Origin of the sequence: Clostridium bornimense (assembly GCF_000577895.1) — a bacterium.
GTDB lineage: Bacteria > Bacillota > Clostridia > Clostridiales > Clostridiaceae > Clostridium_AN > Clostridium_AN bornimense.
On the sequence record NZ_HG917868.1, the window covers coordinates 87,469 to 108,625 of the forward strand.

The window sequence follows — 21,157 nt, forward strand, 5'->3', positions numbered from 1 at the left end:
AAATACATAATAAAAAGGTATAAATAGGAAAGAAAAAGAAAAATGTAGAAAAAAGTAAAAAAAGGAGGATGCTATGAAAAAACTTAAAGGAAGTTTACTTAGTATTGTTATTACTGCTACGCTATGTTTAGGTATAAGTGGTACAGCAGATGCAGCAGCTTATAAGAATAAAGAATTTATCCTAAAACAACCAGATAATACAGAAGTAAAAGTAAAAATTACAGGTGATGAATATTATCAACATATAGAAAGTATTGATGGATATACCCTTTGTAGAAATGAAGATGGATGGATATGTTATGCTAAAGTAAGTGATGACAATTCAGAATATATTGCTACAGATAAAGTTTATACAGGAAAAAAATACGAAGCTCCATCTGTTATTAAAAGAATCTTAAGTAGTGCAGAAAAATTATCTAAGCATGAAAAAATAGATAAAGAATATATGGATGAACAAAGAGAAGAAGTAAAAGAAGAACTTAATGCAGAGGCTATAGAAGAAGTAGCAGAAGAAGTTATGAGTACAAGTGCTAAGGCAAAATCAAATTATACAGAAACTGAAACAATTAATGGATTAACACTTCTTATAGAATTCCCAGATGAAAAGAGTAGTGTATCAAAATCAGAAATAAATAATTTTTTTAATCAAACTGGGTATACAGGATATTCTAATAATGGATCAGTTAAAGATTATTTTTATGATGTATCAGGAGGAAAAGTTACTTATGAAAATACTATAACTGAATTTTATACCGCTAAAAATCCTAAATCTTATTATGATAATGTAAATGAAAGTGACTATAGTAAAGCTCTAGAATTAGTCAATGAAGCGTTAACTTGGTTAAAGTCAACAGGCTTTGATTTTTCAAAATTAACTACAGACTCTAATGGTATGGTAAAAGGTGTGAATATACTTTATGCTGGAAATGCTGATGCAGGGTGGTCAAAAGGTTTATGGCCTCATCAAGGATATATTCCTAATGCTTTTACAGCAGATGGTGCAAAAATTCAATTATATCAAATGAGCAATATAGGAAGTGAATTAGCATTAGATACTGTTTGTCATGAAAATGGACATCTACTTTTCGGATATCCGGATTTATATGACTATACAGGGAAAACTGGTGGATGTGGTATATATAGTCTTATGTCATTTATTTCAGATGCTAAAAATCCAGCACCACCAGATCCATATTGTAGAAATGTAATATCAGGATGGAATTCAGTAATAGACTTAAACTCTTATAGTGATGGATATAAGGTAACAGCAAATTCTAGTACAGATGGAACACAACCAGTATATAAATGGTCAGGAGAAAATTCAAATGAATATTATTTGATTGAAAATATTAAGAAGAGTGGAAGATACAAAAGTATGCCTGATGAAGGACTTATGATTTGGCATGTTGATGAAAACGGAAGTAATTCAAATCAAGAAACATCAAAAGCAAAACATTATGAACTTTCAGTTGTACAAGCAGATAATAAGATGGAATTAGAGAACAAAGTTAACTATGGTGCTGATGGAGACTTATTCCACTCTGGTTATAATGATACTTTTAATGATACGAGTAGTCCGAATTCTAAGTGGTGGGATAAAACTTCATCTGGATTAGATATATCAAATATAAGTGCTATAGGAGAAACTATGACTTTTGTTAAGTCAGGAAATAGTACAAGTAGTGGTACTGATAATGATAATAATACTACTGAAAATGATACAACAAATGATAGTGGTAATAATGATACAGCAGTAACTGATGATGGTAATATAGCAGCTAAAGCTACTGTAACAACATCATATTGTTCATCATGGGAAACTATAAATGCTTTAAATGATGGTTTTGTACCTGTAAGTTCTAATGATAGAAATCATGATGTTTATGGGAATTGGCCTGAAACAGATACTCAATGGGTACAATATAAATTTGATAAAAAATATAAAATATCTAAATGTGATTTATATTGGTTTAAAGATAATTTAGGAATAGATGTGCCATCTTCATATAAGATAAAGTATATGGATAATGGTAATTGGAAATATGTATCGAATGCAAAAGGATTAGGTGTAGATATAAATAAGTTTAATACAACAACTTTTGATACTATAACAACAGATACTATAGCAGTAGAAATGAATTCAAACAATGGATCATCTACAGGTATAGTTGAGTGGAAAGTTTATGGAGAAGTTGCTAATGGCACTTCAAAAGATACAACTACGTCAGATGATTCAAAAGATACGACTACAACAGATGATTCAAAGGACACAACTACAACAGATGATACAAAGGACACAACTACATCAGATGATTCAAAAGATACGACTACAACAGATGATACAAAGGATACAGTTACATCAGATGATTCAAAAGATAAAAATGGAAAACACTTTAGTATTAAAAAATTATTAGAGAGAATATTCAAGTTTTTAAAGTTGTAATGCTGATAATGGATATTAGAAAGAGATAAAATAGAATAATTTTAAGTTAGAGAGAAGCATAGGGTTTTTGGCCCTATGTTTTTTTATAAAAATAATGAAGGTTATTATATGAATTACTTTTATATGTATAGATGATATATCCAAAGGAATTATTTACAAAAACTACATAAAAACGACACATAAATGTCATATAAATAAATAAAAGGAAGAAAAAAGTCGAAAAGCATTAATAAGGAAGTGAGTAAGATGGATAAACGCAAATTAACTTGCATGGTAATGTCGGCAATAATGCTAACTAGCTCAATGGGAACAGTTACAGTATCTGCTCAAACAGAAACTAGAACTATAGCTGCATCAGTAACTAAGTCAACAGATATAACACTAAGCTCTATGCCTTCTGATTATAAATCTTCTATTGAATGGGTTTGGAATAATAGAATGGTTAAGGAAGGGTCAACTAATAGAAAAAATACAATTTTTGATCAAATATATGCAGGTAATGGGACACTCAATTATGTGGTACGTTGGCAATCAAATAAAAGTGTCACATTACAACAACGTAAGAACATAGCTAAAATGATTAGTAATCAGATTAATAATTGGGCTAAGTATCTTAAAGGTTATGATGGATGGCCTTATGATGAAATAGATGTAAATGTAGTAGGATGGGCATGTGCAGATGCTTCATTAATACTAGATAAGCAATCTGATGAAAAGGTATATACCGATTATATCAATGATGATTTAAGTAATTCAAATTCAAGTATTCCATCAAAATTACCAGTGGCACCTACAGAATTATCAAGATTTGATCATTTTGAAGATTCTAGTTATTCATATCCAGGAGGATTAGACAAACGTTTTGATATGTATTTATGGGGTACAAGTAATTTTGAAGGTGGAGCAGGTGGAGATTGGGGACAACGTGTTTCTGATGAGTATATCTTAAGTTCAGATGCTAATGGTGAAAGTCATATTATTGAACATGAGATAGGACATGGTTTTGGATTCCCAGATTTCTATGAAGATGCGGATAGACCACCAAGTGGATTCCCAACACATACTATTATGTGGGCTGGAGATTCTACTACTATAACAGAATGGGATAGCTGGTTATTACGCTATACTTGGAGTCAATTAAAGAAAGATACAACTAGATTCCCAGAAAAAGCAGTGGAAGATTCAACAACTAATAATAATACCGATACTAGCGAAACTACAAATACTACAAAGGTTACTAAAGTTAAAGACGGTGCATACTATAGAATAAAAAATGTAAATAGTGGTCAATATTTAGATGTTAAAAATGGGAAAGATGCAAACAAAACTAATATACAACAATATCCTGGAAACGGAGAAGATGCTCAAGTATTTAAAGCCGTAAGTACTGGTGATGGATATTATAAATTAGTATCACAAGTAGGAAGTGCTAAAAGGGTAGTAGATATTGAAGGAAAGAAAAGTAGTAATGGAACAAATGTAATATTATATAATGATAAAAATGCTAAAAATCAACAATTCAAATTTAAGCATTTAGGAGATGGTAAGTTTAATATAGTAACAAGAGCATCTAATGGAAAGTCAGTTATTGAAGTAAAGAATGCAAGTAAATCTAAGAAAGCTAATGTTCAACAATGGAAAATTAACTCTAATAAGTGTCAGCAATGGGAATTAGAACTAGTTAAAGAGTAAAATAATAGAAATGACAATCTTATGAAGATAAGATTGTCATTTTTATTTTTGACATATAATGATTGATGAAAAATGTCGAAATACGTATAATATATTGTGGGATATTATTTTACTATAATTAATGATGGAGAAGTATATGAAAAACTTTATAAGAAGAGTAGCATTATTTGAGTTATTAATTTTTGTAATTATGATAATTATTCAAAGCGATATTATTAGAGGGAAAGAAGTTTATGAAATAAACTTTCAAAAAATTAATGTTAAAGATGGGTTATCCAATAGGAATATAACTACAATATATCAAGATAGTATAGGATATATATGGATTGGAACTGCTCATGGGCTAAATAGATATAATGGACATGATATAAAGATATATAATAATGAAATAGGAAATGAAGAAAGTCTTAGTTCCAATTATATATCGTCGATAATTGAAGATGATAGTGGGAATATGTGGATAGGAACTAGTGGCGGATTAAATATATTAGATATAAAAAAAGATAAAATAACTAGAGTACCTAATAAAATCATTGATAATGAAGGTACTATTCATTTTAACATAACAGCTTTGTATAAGGACTCTAAAGGAAGGATATGGATTGGTACTGAATGTGGATTAAATATTTATGATACTGTGACAGGAGAGATAAGAGAATATACTACAGATGGAATAGAAGGAGAAACTTTAATTAGTAATTATATAACGAGAATAGAAGAAGATGATTACGGAAATATATGGATAGGAACTAAAAAAGGAATTAATGTTTTTGTGGAAGAAACAAATAAATTTGAAAGCAATACTAAAAAGAGGAATAAATATATATATGATATGGAAAATGATGATAACGGAAATATATGGATATCCACAAAAGATGGTGTTGTAAAATTTAGTTTCAAAAACCAAGATATTTATAATCAATATGATATAGATAGTAAATTTGGAATGCATATAAATCAAATAATGAGTGATAAAAATAATAATATTTGGTTTGCAACGGTAGAGGGATTAACTAAATATGATAAAAATACAGGTAAAAGGAGTGACTATAAAACTAGCATATATGAACCAAAATCTATTTCTAGTGATTATATTACATGTTTATTTGAAGACAAAGATGGTGTTATCTGGATTGGTACTGATAATGGAGTTAATATAATAAACTTAAGTCAGCAATTTAATTTATTAAATGTAGAATATTTAAGTAGTGAAAAGTTGAAAAATATAAGTGTGACGGATATATTTGAGGATAGTGATAGCAATTATTGGATAGGTACTAAAAATAGTGGTATAAGATTTATTAATAGTTTAGAAGGAAATGTAGTAAGTTACTATTATGATGAAAATAATGAAAATAGTATAATTAGCAACAATATACGATCTATTGTAGAAACAAATAAAAATAACATACTAGTAGCTACAGATAAAGGACTAAGTCTTATAAATAAAGTTACTGGAGATATAGAAAATTTTAGAATAGATGAAGAATATGATATTGATGTTAATATATTATATAAAGATGAAGATTATATATGGATGGGGACTAAAAATGGATTAATTTCTTACAATGAGGTCACAGGTGAGATTATAGAATATAAGTTAAATCTTGATACTTATGGAATATCAGCTGTTAATATAGTAGATATTTATCAAGATTCAAATGATAAAGATATATTATGGCTTGGTGGAGGGGTCGCTGGAGGACTAATAAAATTTAGTAAAAAAAATGGTGTAGAAGAAAGATATGTTAAGCATATAAATAGAAATTTAAAAAATTATGGAAGTGTAAATTCTATAAAAGGAGATAGCTTTAGGAATATTTGGATAGGGACAGATATAGGATTAGTTAAATTTAATGTTGATACAGAGGAGTTCTATCATTATACAGAAAAGGATGGACTTATAGATAATTATATTTATAGTGTATTATTAGATAATGACGAAAATATTTGGATGTCTACGGATAAGGGAATAAGCAAGTTAAATATAAAGACTGGTAAGTTCAATAATTATATTGAGGGCAACGAAATCTTTGTAGGGGGATTCAATGTTAGAGCAGATTTCAAGAGAAAAGATGGCTTAATATTTTTAGGTGGTTCTAAAGGTTTAATATTTTTTAATCCTGAAGATATTCTGGAAGATTCATTTATAGATAATAATGTTGTAATAGAGAGTATAACAGTTAATAATAAAAAGAATTATTTTGAAAAAGATTATATAAAATTAAAATATAATGAGAATAATATAAAATTTAATTTTTTTAGTCCAAACTATAAAAATATAGATAGTATTAAGTATGACTATATGTTAGAAGGTTTAGATGAAAAGTGGATATGTTGTGACTCCCAAAACAGTGTTAATTATACTTTATTGTCACCAGGAAAATATAATTTTAAAGTAAGAGCCACTGATATAAATGGAAATGTTAGTGATGTAACTAATGTTAAGATACTAATAAAAAGACCGTATTGGAGAACGCCGGTAGCATATATAATATATATTATAGTATTTTTAATTATTGTGGCATTTGTGTGGGATTATGTAAAGATATTAGAAGGTATGGTTAAAAAAAGAACTGCTGAGTTAAATATGCAATTACAACAAAATGATAAACTTTATAAAGAAATAATTAAAAATGAGAAGTTTAAAAATGCGTACTTTGTGAATTTATCTCATGAGTTAAGAACTCCGCTGAATGTTATATTATCTACAGTACAATTAGTTAATTTATTAAATAAAGATCAAGGAATCACAAAGGAAAAATCTTCAGAATATATGAAAATAATTGAGAAAAGTTCTAACACACTATTAAAAGTAATAAATGATATAGTAGATAGTTCAAAGATAGAAACTGGTAATTATAAAATTAATAAAGAAAGAGTGGACATAGTATATATTGTAGAAGAAGCTGCTCTTAATATGAGTAACTTTATTGAAGAGAAAGGAATTGAATTTATAATTGATCCTGAAATAGAAGAGAAAATAGTATATTGTGATCCTACTGAAATAGAAAGATGTACAATAAATTTATTAGCTAATGCAAGTAAATTTACACCAGAAGGTGGAAAGATTAATCTTTATATAAAAGATAGAGGCAATGAAGTAGATATAATAGTTGAAGATACAGGTATAGGAATATCAGAAGAAGATCAGAGTTTCATATTTAATAGGTTTTCGCAAGTAGAAGGCGTTGAAACTGTAAAATGTAGTAGTAGTGGTATTGGACTAACTTTAGTAAAATATTTAGTAGAACTTCATGGAGGAAGAATAAAGTTAGAAAGTGAAGTGAATAAAGGAAGTAAATTCATAATAACTTTACCGATTATTTAGATTAAAATTTCGAGATATATAAGAAAGAGAGTTTTAATAAGAGGCTGTCGCAATAGCAAATGAAAATTTGTAGGCGAAGCCTCTTTTTAGTGCACAGTGATGGTTGAAATTCTTGCAGAATTTCTGAAATTGTAAATGCGAAGTCACAGCCCATAATTTGGGCTGAGTTTCTTAATAAGTTTAAGTTTTCTAAATAGGTTATTACAGAGGGCTTATGCCAGTTGTACTGGCATGTCGCTTGAATTATGGGTTATTAAAATTCTCATGTAAGTTGTAGCTTGGAGTTATAACATAATTTTTTCATTTATAGTAAAAATTCTTTAATATTTGTATATAGCTCGTTTTATAGTACCATTAATTAGTTTTTCTAATTTTTTTATTATCTCACAGGGTTTTTCTTTCATTCCTGTTTTCATCCAAGAGGTCAAAAGTCCGATAAAAGCAAAAGTATAAAAATCTGCGATAAAACGTTTAGAATCATCAGCAATAGGATATTCCGTAGATATTTCATTTACTACATTTAACACAAGAGAAAAAACTTCGCTATGTAGAAAATCTTCAAGATGATCTCTTCCCATAGAATGAAAGGTATTCATGCAAAACTCTTTATTATCTTCAACATATTGAAATATTTTAAGAAAACCTTGTTGCCATGTTTCGTAGGTTTTATAGTCCAAAATACTACCTATAGCTTCTGTTTTGTATATCCATCGGAGTAGGTCATATATATCTTTAAAGTGATAGTAAAAAGTTTGACGATTTACACCACAATGAGCTACTATGTCTTTTATGGTAATCTTTTCGAGAGACTTTGTTAACATTAAAACTTTTAATGCATTAGCCAATTGTTGTTTGGTGCTGAGAGACATTTTGTACCTCCAATTTTATGTAATATATAAGTAATTATACAACTATTTTATGTATTATCGTGAAATTTTTATGATATATTATTTATATAGAATGATAAAACTCCGGAGGAAGAAAGATGAATATTTCAATAAATAAACAATATATACTAGATACAGCAAAAGAGATTTTAACCTTTGATAGTCCAACAGGTTTCTGTTTTGATATTATAAAACTTATAGAAGATAAAGTTAGACAGTTTGGATATGATTTTGAGACTACAAATAAAGGTTGCGGAATTATTACTGTGCCTGGAGGCAGCAATGAAAAAGTTATAGGATTATCAGCTCATGTAGATACTTTAGGAGCTATGGTAAGGTCTATAACATCGAATGGAACATTAAAATTTACATTGCTTGGAGGTCCGATAGTTCCTACGTTAGATTCAGAGTATTGTAAAATAAGAACAAGAGATGGGAAAATATATACTGGAACTTTTTTAAGTACGAGTCCTTCAGTTCATGTTTACGATGATGCAGCGAGTAAGAAACGTGACTTAGATAATATGGAAGTTAGAATAGATGAGGTTGTATCAAATAAAGAAGAAGTTGAAGCATTAGGAATATGCCCAGGTGATTTCATTTTTATAGATCCGAAAACTACTATAACAGAAAGTGGGTTTATAAAATCTAGGTTTATAGATGATAAAGGAAGTGTGTCAGCATTAATGGGATTATTAGAACTTATCAGTAGAGAAAATATAATTCCGAAATATACTACTAAAATATTTATATCTACTTATGAAGAAGTTGGACATGGATCATCGTATATACCACAAGACATAACAGAAATGATAGCTGTAGATATGGGATGTATTGGTTCTGATTTATCATGTACAGAATATGATGTGTCAATATGTGCTAAAGATTCAACAGGACCATATGATTATAATATGGTGACTAAACTTGTGAATTTAGCTAAAGATAATAATATTAGTTACGCAGTAGATATATATCCTAGATATGGGTCAGATGTAGGAGCAGCATTAAAAGGTGGAAATGATATTAGAGGAGCTCTTATAGGACCAGGTGTTCATGCTTCACATGGAATGGAAAGAACACATTATAGTGCTATTGAAAACACTATCAAGTTGTTATATTTATACTTAGTGTAACTGATAGTTATGTATGTTTAGGAGGAATTTTGAAACGAGGCTGTCGCAATAGCAAATAAAAATTTGCAGGCGACAGCCTCTTTTAGTGCACAGTGAGTTATAGTAAGCAAGTCCTTGATTTAAAATGTATTTTCACCACTAGATCCTCGTGTTAAAGATATATTTAGGTTTCCATTTTTACATCTTATCTCATCAATAAATTGTTTTTGATTAATTTCAGGCTTTATTGAAAGATCATAATTTATTTCAAATAATGATCCGAAATCTCTTGTTCTTATTCTAGAAATATTCCATGATGTAGTGTATCTATTAAGAATATCATCAAATATTCCATCAAAATTTAAATCTTCTGGGATAGTTATTTTTAAAGTCATCATTTTAGTTTTTGGTTCAGTAAATTTTGTGATATTTAATATGAACATAACTGCACATAATATCACTGTAAAAATAATAGCGTATCCTATATATCCCATACCACAAGCTAGTCCAACAGCTAAAGTGAAAAATATATAGGCAATATCTCTAGAATTTCCGGGAGCACTTCTAAACCTTATTATAGAAAAGGCACCGGCTAAACTGAAAGCTCTAGCTACGTTATTTCCTACTAGAAGAATTATTATTGATATTATTACAGGAAGCATAATAAGAGTTGTCGTAAAACCTTGTGAATATACTTCTTCCTTGTGTATTTTCATGTAAGATGCACAGATTACTACTCCTAGTATAATAGATGTAAATATTACAATTAATGAATTAGTAAAAGTAAAAGATTCTCCTGTTGTTGATTTTATTATTGTTTCTAACATGTTATTTCCCTCGCTATTATTATTTTATTATTTTTTTGTTTACAAAAGTTCATGTATTCATTGCCATATTTAGAAAAATGAGTGTTATAAATCTTTAATTCGGAAAATATTCTAGTTAACCATAGAGGAATTGAACCTAAGATTTTAACTTCCATTAGATATTCATCGTTAGGCAAAATTTTTTGCCCATACATACCAGATTGTAAATGGAGATCATGTCTCCTTGTAGTTATATTAGAATCAAATGTAATTCTAAAATCGGAATTATCTTTTCCGAAAAAAGCTATTCTTTCATATCCAATATAAACAGTGGGCTGGATTTTTGTATGAGATAGATAATAATGAATTTCTTCAATGACTTGTTTACTTACATAGTCATTACATTCAGGTTTTTCTTTAAATTTTAAGAAGTTTGTAGCTTCTTCTAGAGTTAATACAGCTCTACGTTTACTTACAATACCATTAATTTTCTTTTTAAGTTCTAGAAAAACCGTATCAGTATTTTTTTCTGGAATGGTATAACTTCTAAGTCTAAGCTTTTCTTTGTAATATGGCTTTGAGATAGAATGCCTTATTACATCACTGTTTTTCGTATCATAGTATATGTTATATATAGAGTAAGTATTATTAATGCAATGTTTATCGATATTCATATAATTAAGTAATTTAGGTATAAGTTGATCATATTGATCTTTACTTATAATAAATTTCTTTTCATATCGTTTGAATGACTTTATCAATAGAACCTCCTCACTTTCTATGTAATGTTAACTTTATTTAACATAATAGTTTTACAAAATATAGTTGTTGTGTAGGCAATTTAAAGATTATGTGAAGATTATTAAGGAATTTTATAGCTATTGTGGAGTTTGTATATGGTTTTTTGGTATATCCTTTATTTAGGTTAAAGATGATATATAATGAATTTATATATTTGGAAGGGGAAGATTTATGAAAAGAAAGTTTTTAAGTATTTTAATTGTAATTATGCTAGCCGTTTCTATTTCGGCATGTTCAAAAAATTCAGATAGTACGTCAGGGAATGATAATATTGTAACTACAGTAGATACATCATCAGATGTAGTTATAGATAAAGATAGTGTAGATACATTTATAAATTTTAATAATAATTCTATAAATGTAGAGGGGGATGGTACTACAGTTGATGGAAGTACAGTTACTATAAATTCAGGAGGTACATATTGTCTGCAAGGAACTTTAGATGATGGGCAAGTGATAGTAAACTCTGCAGATGAAGAAAATGTATACTTACTATTAGCTGAAACAAATATAACTTGTAGTGATAATGCTCCTATATATGTAGTGAAGGCAAAAAACACAATTTTAACATTGGCAGAAGGTAGTGTAAATTATATTACTGATGGAACAGAATACAAATTAGAAGATGCGAACTCTAATGAACCTAATGCAGCTATATATAGTAAGGATGATCTTACTATTAACGGAAAAGGAAGTTTAATAGTTAATGGTAACTATAATAATGGTATAACTAGCAAAGATGATTTGAAAATAACAGGAGGAAATATAACTGTTAATGCTACTCATGATGGCATTAGAGGAAAAGATTCAGTAAAAATTAAAGATGGAACAATTATAGTAAATGCTAAAGGTGATGGAATAAAGGCTAATAACAGCACTGATAGTGAAAAAGGATATGTACTAATGGAAAATGGTACAGTAGAAATTACTGCTGATGAAGATGGTATACAAGCAGAAGGAGATGGTATTGATGCTAATGGATCAGTTTATATTAAAGATGGAGTAGTTATAGTAAATGGTCCAGAAGATAACGGAAATGGAGCTTTAGATTATGATGGTACATTTGAAATAAGTGGAGGAACATTAATTGCAGCAGGAAGTACAGGAATGGCACAAAGTCCAAGTACAACATCTAGCCAAGGTGCTATAAATGTGATGTTACCATCACAAACAGAAGATACAATTGTAAGTGTACAATCAGAAAGTGGAAATGAAATAGTGACTTTCAAGCCATCTAAAAAATATCAATCAGTAATTGTATCTACACCGGATATTAAAAATGGATCTAAATATATCGTTTCATATGGAGGAAGTACAAGTAGCGATAATAAAGATGGATTATATACAAATGGATCATATTCTGGAGGTACACAATTAAGTAGTTTTACATTATCAAGTAATGTAATGACAGTATCTAAGAATGGCGCATCAGTTGGAGGAAATGGAATGAATGGCGGCGGAATGCCTCAAGGAGGAAGAAGATAAGGAGTTATTAAATTAAGAGTGCGACAGCTCATTAAAAATAACTTCTGCCCCTGTTTTAAAGTCATAATCTTTATTGTTATTTAGGGATTTTACTAGTGACCAACATCCGTTATACATTTTAACAACATAAATATATTTAATAAGTTTATCATAGTATGCTTCGGAGTAATATCCGAAGTATTTTTTTATTAAAAGTTTTCTAGAACTGTCTTCTAATAGCCATGCTATTGTGGCTAGGTCAAAGAAAATATCACCTCTAGCAGCAAATTCATAATCAACGATATATAAGCTTTTATCTGTTAATAAAATATTTGATGGGTTCAAGTCATTATGACATAAACCTTCCATATATGAATTTTTAACATGAGCTTCTATGATATCTAAATTTTTTAAAAGATCTAAAATATATGGAACGGTATTAAAAAAGTAATCTTTGTTAGAGAAAATTATTTTTCTTATTTCAGCAAAGGGATTAAATACATTTGTTGAAGTTAAGCTATGAAGAGTTTTAAGTTTTTTAGTTAATAAAGTTATAAAGGTTTCACTATTAGATTCTTTTTCTGTTGGCATTCTACCATCGATCCAGTCCATTAATAGATTTCTAGTTGAAGAATCGAAATATATAACCGATGGAGAGATATTAAGATCACTAGCTTTTTTTAATATGTTAGTTTCTTCATTAATATCATTATAGATATATGATGATGAAGAAATACGTACAAAATAATTAAAATTATTATAGGTTATTTTAAAATTATCATTATTTAAGCCTCCAATAGGAATTATAGTAGAAATATCGCATTTATTATGAAAGGCAGAAAAAAGTAAATTATTTATTGCTACATTCATGATGAATAATCCTTTCTTTATATATATAAATAATTATAAATATAAAAAATATCTTGTGTAAACTGACATAATGAGATTACACAAGATATTTTATTAATAAGATAAATTTTTATGACGTTCATTAATAAGAGGAGGAAGTAATGATGCTAATGAGCCTATTAAGATAAAAATAATTCCTAAAATCATATTTAGTGGAATAACTTCTTTTAGAATAATTAGAGCAAGTATAGGTGATAAAATTGGTTTAAAGAAAAACACTAAAGATGTAGTATTGGCTGAAGTTACTTCCATAGCTTTAAAATATAGAGCATATCCAATGCCAGTTACACAGATGAATACATATAAAACATTTGGAAGAGTATCAAGAGTATAGCCACTTAAAATAGGAATTTCAGCAAATTTGTTAAGATTCAAGCTTTTTAATACATCAGAGATAATATTTAAATGACTTAATAAAGAAAGAATTAGCATTTCTAAGCCTCCTAGTATAAAACTAAAACAAGTTACAACAATTCCTCCAAATTTAGCACAAGATTTTTTTCCTAGGACACCATAGATTGCAAATGTAATTGCAGCTAATAGTGTTAAGATTATGCCAGTTATAGATAATTTAGTGTTTAGTGGATTAATGATTACTATAATACCTAATAATTCTAAGACTAATGCAATTATATTATGCTTATAAATTTTTTCTTTTAACACTATATATGCAAAGATCATTACAAAGATAGGGTTGCAGCTAAATAAAACAGAAACGACAGAAGCTTTAGTATTCATTACAGCTAACTGATAAAAAGTCATACTTATTACTACACATGTAAGGCCAAGTAATGAAAAAGTCTTTATATCTTTAGGTGTAAGTGAAATTTTTTTTGATTTTAATGCTTTTAGGGCAAAAGGTAGTAAGATTATGCCGCCGATTAAAAATCTACTGAAATTAAGTTGGATAGGATTAAAATTCTCGGAAATAGTTTTTAAAGCAATTTCCATAGTACTAAATAGAAAAGTAGTAATTCCAATATAGATGAATCCTTTTTTCAATTTCAACACTTCCTATAAATTATATATTGTACAACAATATTATACATCTAGTTACAGATGTGTTAAATATTAAGTGAAGAGAAAGTAGCTGAGGCGTAATAGTGAATAGTTAAGGTTAATCTTCCTCGGCGTGGAAAATATTATAGTCCTGCGGACAGCAAAAGTATTTGAGAATAGTAATGAAAGTACAAATTTCATTGGTTCCATGTAAGACAGGAGTATAAATTTAATTCTAATTATGAAATAAGAATCAACAACAAAGTAATAACACTATATTTATAATTTCCACCACAATTGAGAATCGTGAATTGAGAATTGAAAAAGGGCCTCGCTCACGAAATTTAATAGTTATCGCGATAGCCCCTTATAACATCTAAATTACATCTTCAAGTTCAGAATATTCCTTTATAAACTTGTCCGCATTTAGTTTAATTTCTTCTCTTTGATATAGAGAAGAATCATCAGAGATAGCAACTACTTTCATACCAGCTTTTTTAGCACTTTTTACTGCTGGTAATATATCTTCAAATACTACACAGTTAGAAGGTTCTACACCTATAAGTTCAGCAGCTTTTAAAAATACATCAGGCTCTGATTTTGGCTTTCCAACTTCATCAGTTATAACAATAGCATCAAACAAATCATATATTTCAAATTTTTTAAGAGCTACTTCTAATAAAGGTCTACAATTGCTTGTAGCTAATGCAAGTTTTGTTCCGGAAGCTTTAAGATTCTTTAAAAATGTAGGAACGCCTTCTTTAACTTGTACATTTTCTAGATATTCAGTATAGGCCATTGTATTCCATTCTTCCATAATCTCATCTATGGTTTCTGGAAGTGAAAATGTTTTTTTAAAATATCTAGCACAATCTATAAAACTTAAATGTTCAATTTCCGATTTTAAGTTTTCTGGCATAGGAATATTTCTTTTCTTTAAATAATCTATATCAACCTTAAGCCATACCCACATAGAATCGATTAGAGTTCCGTCCATGTCAAATATAGCTCCTTGTATGTCTTTTAGCATCTTATCACCTCTATGGTAATATATCATAGTATAAATATATTTTCTATAGTGAAATAAATAGTACTATTATATGATTCACAATTCATAAAGGGCAATTTACAATTAAGGTTAATTTTCCATAGAGGGAAAATATTAGAGTCCTTCGGACAGTAATTGTGTTAATAAGCTTATGATGTCTCATTTATAACCTCAGAAATTCCGCAGGAATTTCCACCTTAATTGAAAATTGCGAATTAAAAAAAGAGACTGTCGCCTACAAATTTTCATTTGTTATTGCTACAGCCTCTTTGTAATTTATAAATTATAATTCAAGTCTTTCTTTAAGAGCTTCAATTAAAGATTCTTCACTAATTGCTTCTATTAATTCATCATCGAAGTATGCAACGTGAGATTGACCACACATACCGATGCAACCTTCATCTACATTTTCTTCGCCAACGATTTCTTTTAATTCTTCAATGTCAACATCTGAACAGAATGGACAAATTCTAATCATAATATATTACCTCCATAAATGACTTTTATCTAGTGTATTAGTTCACAAATATAATAGCCCCTTTCTAAATAAAAATCAACACAAAATTATATATAAAAAATATGGAATAAATTAAAGCTTAGGAAATAATAATTAATAATAAAAGAAATAAATTTTCAAATGTAATTGATAATTAGTTGCAATAAGAAAAAATAAGTGGTAAGCTAATTACATAGAGTTACAGTAATGGTTAAATTTTATGAAAAGAGATGATTAGATGTTATTACAAATTCTAAGTTTGTTATATGAAAAAGGTAACTTTTCAACTAGTTTTATATCAAAGGAATTGGGATTACCAACGGCTATGGTAGAGGATATAAAAAATAAGCTTATAAGCTCAGGATATATAAGACAAGCATCTTGTGATACATCAATGTGTGAAAAGTGTTCTTGTGGATGTAGTACTAAAATGTTAAATGACAAAATAAATTGGGAAATAACTGATAAAGGTTATAAAGTTTTAAAAAAGATGGAGGCATGATTATGAAAACTTTGGAGCAATTAAATATTGGAGATAAGATGATAGTTAAGAATTTAAGTAAAGAAAGCACAGTAAGAAGAAGACTATTAGACATGGGAATAACACCTGGAGTTTCTCTAGAGGTTACGGGAAAGGCTCCATTTGGAGATCCTATAGAAATTTTAGTAAGAGGCTATAAACTTAGTCTTAGAAAAAATGAAGCAGAAAGTGTAATGGGAGAATAGGAGATGATTTTATGATAATGCCAATGACTGCTGCAAAAGAAGGAAATATAGTACAAGTTAAAGCCATAGCAAAGAAAGATGGATTAACAAAGAGACTTTCGGAGCTTGGAATTATATCGGGAAATCATATAAAAATAATTAAAAATGATGGTAGAAGTTTAATTGTAGCTATTGAGGAAAGTAGATTTGCTTTAGATAATAATTTAGCTAAAGATATAATGATTGCGATATAAGATTAGATATGGAGGATGAGTATGAAGACTATAGCATTAGCAGGGAATCCTAACTGCGGTAAAACAAGTTTATTTAACATTTTAACAAAAGCAAGACAGCATGTTGGAAATTGGCCGGGAGTTACAGTTGAAAAAAAGGAAGGAATTTTAAAATATAAAGGAAAAGAATATACTATAATAGATCTTCCAGGGACATATAGTTTAGGGGCATATTCTGAAGATGAAATTATAGCAAGAAATTATATAATTGAAGAAAAACCAGATGTGGTTATAAATGTAGTAGATGCTAGTAATATTGAAAGAAATTTATATTTAACAATGCAATTGTTAGAAATGGGAACAAAAGTTGTACTAGCTTTAAATATGATGGATGAGGCAAAAAATAAAGAAATTGAAATTAATATAAAAGAAATTTCAAAAAGTTTAGGAATACCAGTAGTTCCTACTATTGCATTAAAAAATGAAGGTATAGATAAATTAATAGAAGCCAGTATAAGTGATAGTATAAATAGCTCTAATTTAGATATTAATTATGGAGATACTATAACTAATAGTATAAAAACTATTAAAGAAACTATAGATAAGTCAAAAAAGAGTACTGATATACCATCAGAATGGGCTGCATTAAAATTATTAGAGAATGATGATTATATAAAGAAGCAACTTAATGTAGAAGGTAATAAAGATTTAAAAAATATTTTAGATAAGTGTAATAAAGATATTGAAGATGATATTGGTTTCGAAGGTGAAATGGCTATTGTTAATGAAAGATATTCTGTTATAGGAGATATAGTAGCTAAATCTGTAGTAAGAAATGAAAGGCATAAAGAAACTATTACAGATAAAATAGATAAAGTTGTAACTAATAAATTTCTAGGAATTCCGATTTTCGCTTTAGTTATGTTTTTGCTTTATAAGATAACATTTTTTGCAGGGGCAGGACTTCAAGAGTGGGTTGATGGACTTATAGGAACATTAGGAGAGAAAGTAGTAGATGCATTAGCTTCTATGGGAGCTCCAGAATTATTACAAGGTTTTGTTGGTGATGGACTTTTCGGAGGAGTAGGAGCTGTAATTAGCTTCTTACCATTAATTATGGTTATGTATATATTACTTGGTATATTAGAAGATAGTGGATATATGGCTAGAGCGGCATATGTTATGGACAAGCTTATGAGGGCATTAGGTTTACATGGTAAAACTTTTGTATCAATGCTTGTAAGTGTAGGATGTAATGTTCCGGGAATCATGGCTACAAGAACTTTAGAAAATAAAAAAGATAGAATGATAGCAATACTTATAAATCCATTTATATCTTGTGGAGCAAGATTACCTATATATGCATTATTTATAAGTGCATTTTTTGAAAAACATGAGGCATTAATTTTATTTTCACTTTATGTAGTTGGAATAATAGTAGCACTTATAATGGGTAAATTATTTAGTAAAACTTTATTTAAGGGAGAACCATCGTATTTTGTAATGGAACTTCCAAGTTATAAACTACCATCAATAAGAAATGTACTTTTATTAATGTGGGATAAAGCAGGGGCCTTCGCTAAAAAGGCAGGAGTTGTTATACTTCCAGTTATGATAGTATTGTGGGCATTATCAAGTTTACCAGTAGGGGTTGAAGCAAATAGTGAAGAATCATTATTGGGTATTATAGGAAGTGCTATAGCACCAATATTTAAGCCAGCAGGTTTCGGAACATGGCAAGCAGGAATATCTCTTTTAACAGGAATATTAGCTAAAGAAACAGTAGTAGGAACTATGGGATTAATTTATGCAGGAGTAGAGGAAGGTGCAGGAGTAGTAGCTGCAATACAAGGAGTATTTACACCACTATCTGCTATGTCATTTATGGTTATGTCATTATTATATACACCATGCTTAGTTGCATTAGGAGCAATAAAAAGAGAAACAAACTCTTGGAAATGGACTATTTTCGCAGCGGTATATACTTTCGTAGTAGCATGGATACTATCAGTACTAGTATTCCAAATAGGATCACTTTTAGGATTCGCTTAATCAGAGCACAGGTGATAATTCACATTTTACATTTCACAATTCACAATTAAGGTTGATTTTCCCCCGGAGGGGAAAATATTATAGTCCTGCGGACAGCAGAAACAGTTGAAGGTAGGCAATGAAAATTTACATTTTCATATAGCAACTATACAAAGTACACTTATAATTGAAGAAATTCCATAGGAATTTCCACATTAATTGCGAATTGAAAAAAAGAGGCTTCGTAAACAAATTTTCATTTGTTATTGCTGAAGCCTCTTTTTTCTATTCCATATTTAAAATACTATCTATAGCATTTGACACTTCTTTTTTATGTCTATAATCATTAGTAGGAGATGTTGCGTAAGGTTGGTTAGTAGAATGAATACCGCTATTCATTACACCTTTTACATCGGAATTAATTAAGTAGGTTATATATAAAGAAAAGTTACCAGAGAAGAATTCATTAGCTCTATGTTGACCTTTTTCTAAGACGTCTTGTTGAATACTTATAGTTTTTTTAATTCGCAAATCTCTCAACTCCAATTCTGTAAAAAGCATCAGCATTGGCAAAAATATTTTTTTCTTCAATAACATCTGGTAAATATTTTCTTAATATATAGGATCCACCACCCATAAAAATATGCTTGGATATTTCGTATTCACGAATTCCAGCCATAATTCTAGTTATTATTCTATTAGCATGGGCACTTAAAATTTGTTCGATAACGTCACTACAATCTATATCTTCACCATCTTTATGAATAATCTTACTATTAATGATATCTTCAGCTTGAAGAATATCATAAGATACACCATAATTTGCTTTAATAGATTGAACAACAGTATCATAAAGTTTCAACATGCCTTCTTCATAGGTTCTATAATTTTGAAGAGAAAAATCGCTATAAAAAGCAACATCAACTGTCATACCACCAATATCAATAACAGTTATATTTTCCTTAAATAGATCTGGATATAGTATTACTCCTCCAGCAGATTGAGGGAAAACAAGACATTTTGTAATTTCAAAATTAATAGGCTTATTATTTAATGTCATAGAAACGCTTGTATTTTCTAGAGCATCAATCAATTGTTTCTTTTGATCTTTATAGTATTGGATAGGCAATCCTATAACCAATTCTATAGAAGTATCATGATTTCGTAGATTTCTAGCTATAGCAGAATATAGACATAGTCTAAAAATCGTATCATTAATTTTATTTAATTTTACTGAAAAAGAACCGACTTTTTCACCGATAGTATAATCTTTGCCTTCGAAAGATATTTTAGTAGAGTTAACATTAATATCTATAGCACCTTCATTTACTGTGCTTCGGAATATATCAAGTCCGTTTTCAGTACAAACCTTAGTGTGAGAGTATCCCACATCTATTCCCATTATCATCACTTTGTCCTCCTTTTGTACGTAAAAATCCTAAATGTAAAATATTTACAATTAGAATTATAATCTTTTGTAGGTTATTTGTCCATACAGAATGTGTAAAAAATTTCCAAAAGAATTTTATAGTAAAAGTTTTTTAAAAATCTTATATTGCAAAGTAGTCTTCGGAAAACTAAAATTAATATGAAATCTTATAGCATAGATGAAAGGATGATAAGATGTTAGATATGGAGAAATCTATGAGCTATGAAGAATTAATTTCTGGAGCTCCAGATAATCATAAAAGGTTAGTAAAAAGAATGTATTCTGGAGTGAAGCTATTTGAAGAAGGACTAGAAGATATAAAGAATATAAATATTCCAGTAGAAGTAGTTATTTTTACAGAGACAAGGTGTCAAGATTCTGCTATAGTTATTCCTTTTTTATTAAGATTATCAGAATTTAATGAAAATATAAATTTAAGTTTTTTTAGAATGAAAGGAAACGAAGAGATATTAGAAAAGATGTCTGGAGATAAAAGAGTACCTACTATATTGGTATTAAATAATGATGGCGATGTACTTAGAAAGTATGTAGAATTACCTAATAGGGTTAAATATAAAATTAAAGAAAGTGATGGAAGAGATAGAAACGTTCTTGTAAGAAAAATGAGAATGGGTAAATTTAATGAATATATACAAAAGGATTTAATTGAACTTATAACTGGAATTAATTACAAGTATATGGAATTATGATTAATTAACAATCTTGAAAGAAGTTCTTGTGGAGTTTTTAGAATTTAGATTGAGATATTAA

At 28.7% G+C, this 21,157-nt stretch carries 19 protein-coding genes; 10 read left to right on the forward strand and 9 right to left on the reverse strand.

Translation table 11 applies throughout. The features are described from left to right. The first annotated feature begins 73 nt into the window (after positions 1 to 73). The 3 genes from CM240_RS00445 to CM240_RS00455 all read left to right on the forward strand — a co-directional run bounded on the left by CM240_RS00445 (position 74) and on the right by CM240_RS00455 (position 7,466). The gene (locus CM240_RS00445) at positions 74 to 2,443 is read left to right on the forward strand and encodes a M6 family metalloprotease domain-containing protein (RefSeq protein ID WP_084485328.1); all 2,370 of its coding nucleotides are present in this window, start codon (positions 74 to 76) and stop codon (positions 2,441 to 2,443) included. Between the two features lie 246 nt (positions 2,444 to 2,689). Beyond that, positions 2,690 to 4,135 (forward strand): RICIN domain-containing protein, encoded by a 1,446-nt coding sequence (locus CM240_RS17120; RefSeq protein WP_084485329.1) that lies wholly within the window; start codon positions 2,690 to 2,692, stop codon positions 4,133 to 4,135. A 136-nt stretch (positions 4,136 to 4,271) separates the two neighbouring features. After that, the gene (locus CM240_RS00455; protein WP_051483607.1) at positions 4,272 to 7,466 is read left to right on the forward strand and encodes a ligand-binding sensor domain-containing protein; all 3,195 of its coding nucleotides are present in this window, start codon (positions 4,272 to 4,274) and stop codon (positions 7,464 to 7,466) included. A gap of 320 nt (positions 7,467 to 7,786) precedes the next feature. Here CM240_RS00455 and dhaS read toward each other — a convergent pair whose 3' ends face one another. Continuing rightward, positions 7,787 to 8,335 carry a dihydroxyacetone kinase transcriptional activator DhaS gene (dhaS, locus tag CM240_RS00460; RefSeq protein WP_044035746.1) on the reverse strand — a complete coding sequence of 183 codons (549 nt, stop codon included), beginning with the start codon at positions 8,333 to 8,335 and terminating at the stop codon, positions 7,787 to 7,789. A gap of 116 nt (positions 8,336 to 8,451) precedes the next feature. Here dhaS and CM240_RS00465 point away from each other — a divergent pair, with 116 nt between their 5' ends. Further along, positions 8,452 to 9,486 (forward strand): M42 family metallopeptidase, encoded by a 1,035-nt coding sequence (locus CM240_RS00465; RefSeq protein WP_044035747.1) that lies wholly within the window; start codon positions 8,452 to 8,454, stop codon positions 9,484 to 9,486. 119 nt (positions 9,487 to 9,605) lie between these two features. Here the strand turns inward: CM240_RS00465 and CM240_RS00470 are convergent, their stop codons facing one another. Together CM240_RS00470 and CM240_RS00475 are read right to left on the reverse strand one after the other, a co-directional pair. After that, positions 9,606 to 10,292: a DUF4956 domain-containing protein gene (locus CM240_RS00470; protein WP_044035748.1), complete on the reverse strand. Its 687-nt coding sequence runs from the start codon at positions 10,290 to 10,292 to the stop codon at positions 9,606 to 9,608. Then, a complete protein-coding gene (locus tag CM240_RS00475; protein WP_242838484.1) occupies positions 10,286 to 11,032 on the reverse strand; it encodes a polyphosphate polymerase domain-containing protein in 747 nt (248 codons plus the stop codon). The genes CM240_RS00470 and CM240_RS00475 overlap by 7 nt, the downstream gene beginning before the upstream one ends. 211 nt (positions 11,033 to 11,243) lie before the next feature. Here CM240_RS00475 and CM240_RS00480 point away from each other — a divergent pair, with 211 nt between their 5' ends. After that, positions 11,244 to 12,557, forward strand: coding sequence for a carbohydrate-binding domain-containing protein (locus CM240_RS00480; protein ID WP_044035750.1), 1,314 nt, complete (start codon positions 11,244 to 11,246; stop codon positions 12,555 to 12,557). Positions 12,558 to 12,569: 12 nt separating this feature from the next. On the opposite strand, the gene CM240_RS00485 is transcribed toward CM240_RS00480, so the two are convergent. The 4 genes from CM240_RS00485 to CM240_RS00500 all read right to left on the reverse strand — a co-directional run bounded on the left by CM240_RS00485 (position 12,570) and on the right by CM240_RS00500 (position 15,970). Continuing rightward, the gene (locus CM240_RS00485) at positions 12,570 to 13,406 is read right to left on the reverse strand and encodes a phosphotransferase (RefSeq protein WP_044035751.1); all 837 of its coding nucleotides are present in this window, start codon (positions 13,404 to 13,406) and stop codon (positions 12,570 to 12,572) included. Between the two features lie 93 nt (positions 13,407 to 13,499). Continuing rightward, positions 13,500 to 14,447, reverse strand: a complete 948-nt coding sequence (locus tag CM240_RS00490) for a DMT family transporter (RefSeq protein ID WP_044035752.1) — start codon at positions 14,445 to 14,447, stop codon at positions 13,500 to 13,502. 373 nt (positions 14,448 to 14,820) lie between these two features. Beyond that, a complete protein-coding gene (locus tag CM240_RS00495; protein ID WP_044035753.1) occupies positions 14,821 to 15,474 on the reverse strand; it encodes an HAD family hydrolase in 654 nt (217 codons plus the stop codon). 301 nt (positions 15,475 to 15,775) lie between these two features. Beyond that, entirely contained in the window at positions 15,776 to 15,970 is a 195-nt protein-coding gene (locus CM240_RS00500) for a hypothetical protein (RefSeq protein WP_044035754.1), read from the reverse strand. A gap of 256 nt (positions 15,971 to 16,226) precedes the next feature. Between CM240_RS00500 and CM240_RS00505 the strand changes: the two genes are divergently transcribed. The 4 genes from CM240_RS00505 to feoB are packed head-to-tail and all read left to right on the forward strand — an operon-like array spanning position 16,227 to position 18,978. Beyond that, positions 16,227 to 16,490, forward strand: coding sequence for a PCI domain-containing protein (locus CM240_RS00505; RefSeq protein ID WP_044035755.1), 264 nt, complete (start codon positions 16,227 to 16,229; stop codon positions 16,488 to 16,490). Between the two features lie 2 nt (positions 16,491 to 16,492). Then, entirely contained in the window at positions 16,493 to 16,714 is a 222-nt protein-coding gene (locus CM240_RS00510; RefSeq protein ID WP_044035756.1) for a FeoA family protein, read from the forward strand. An 11-nt stretch (positions 16,715 to 16,725) separates the two neighbouring features. Then, positions 16,726 to 16,947 (forward strand): FeoA family protein, encoded by a 222-nt coding sequence (locus tag CM240_RS00515; protein WP_051483608.1) that lies wholly within the window; start codon positions 16,726 to 16,728, stop codon positions 16,945 to 16,947. A 21-nt stretch (positions 16,948 to 16,968) separates the two neighbouring features. Further along, positions 16,969 to 18,978 (forward strand): ferrous iron transport protein B, encoded by a 2,010-nt coding sequence (gene feoB / locus CM240_RS00520; RefSeq protein WP_044035757.1) that lies wholly within the window; start codon positions 16,969 to 16,971, stop codon positions 18,976 to 18,978. A 264-nt stretch (positions 18,979 to 19,242) separates the two neighbouring features. Here feoB and CM240_RS00525 read toward each other — a convergent pair whose 3' ends face one another. Together CM240_RS00525 and CM240_RS00530 are read right to left on the reverse strand one after the other, a co-directional pair. After that, positions 19,243 to 19,488, reverse strand: a complete 246-nt coding sequence (locus CM240_RS00525; RefSeq protein ID WP_044035758.1) for a hypothetical protein — start codon at positions 19,486 to 19,488, stop codon at positions 19,243 to 19,245. Further along, positions 19,478 to 20,365, reverse strand: coding sequence for a ParM/StbA family protein (locus tag CM240_RS00530; RefSeq protein ID WP_044035759.1), 888 nt, complete (start codon positions 20,363 to 20,365; stop codon positions 19,478 to 19,480). Before CM240_RS00530 ends, CM240_RS00525 begins: the two co-directional genes overlap by 11 nt. Positions 20,366 to 20,580: 215 nt before the next feature. Between CM240_RS00530 and CM240_RS00535 the strand changes: the two genes are divergently transcribed. Further along, positions 20,581 to 21,096 carry a thioredoxin family protein gene (locus CM240_RS00535; RefSeq protein WP_044035760.1) on the forward strand — a complete coding sequence of 172 codons (516 nt, stop codon included), beginning with the start codon at positions 20,581 to 20,583 and terminating at the stop codon, positions 21,094 to 21,096. Positions 21,097 to 21,157 lie beyond the last annotated feature (61 nt).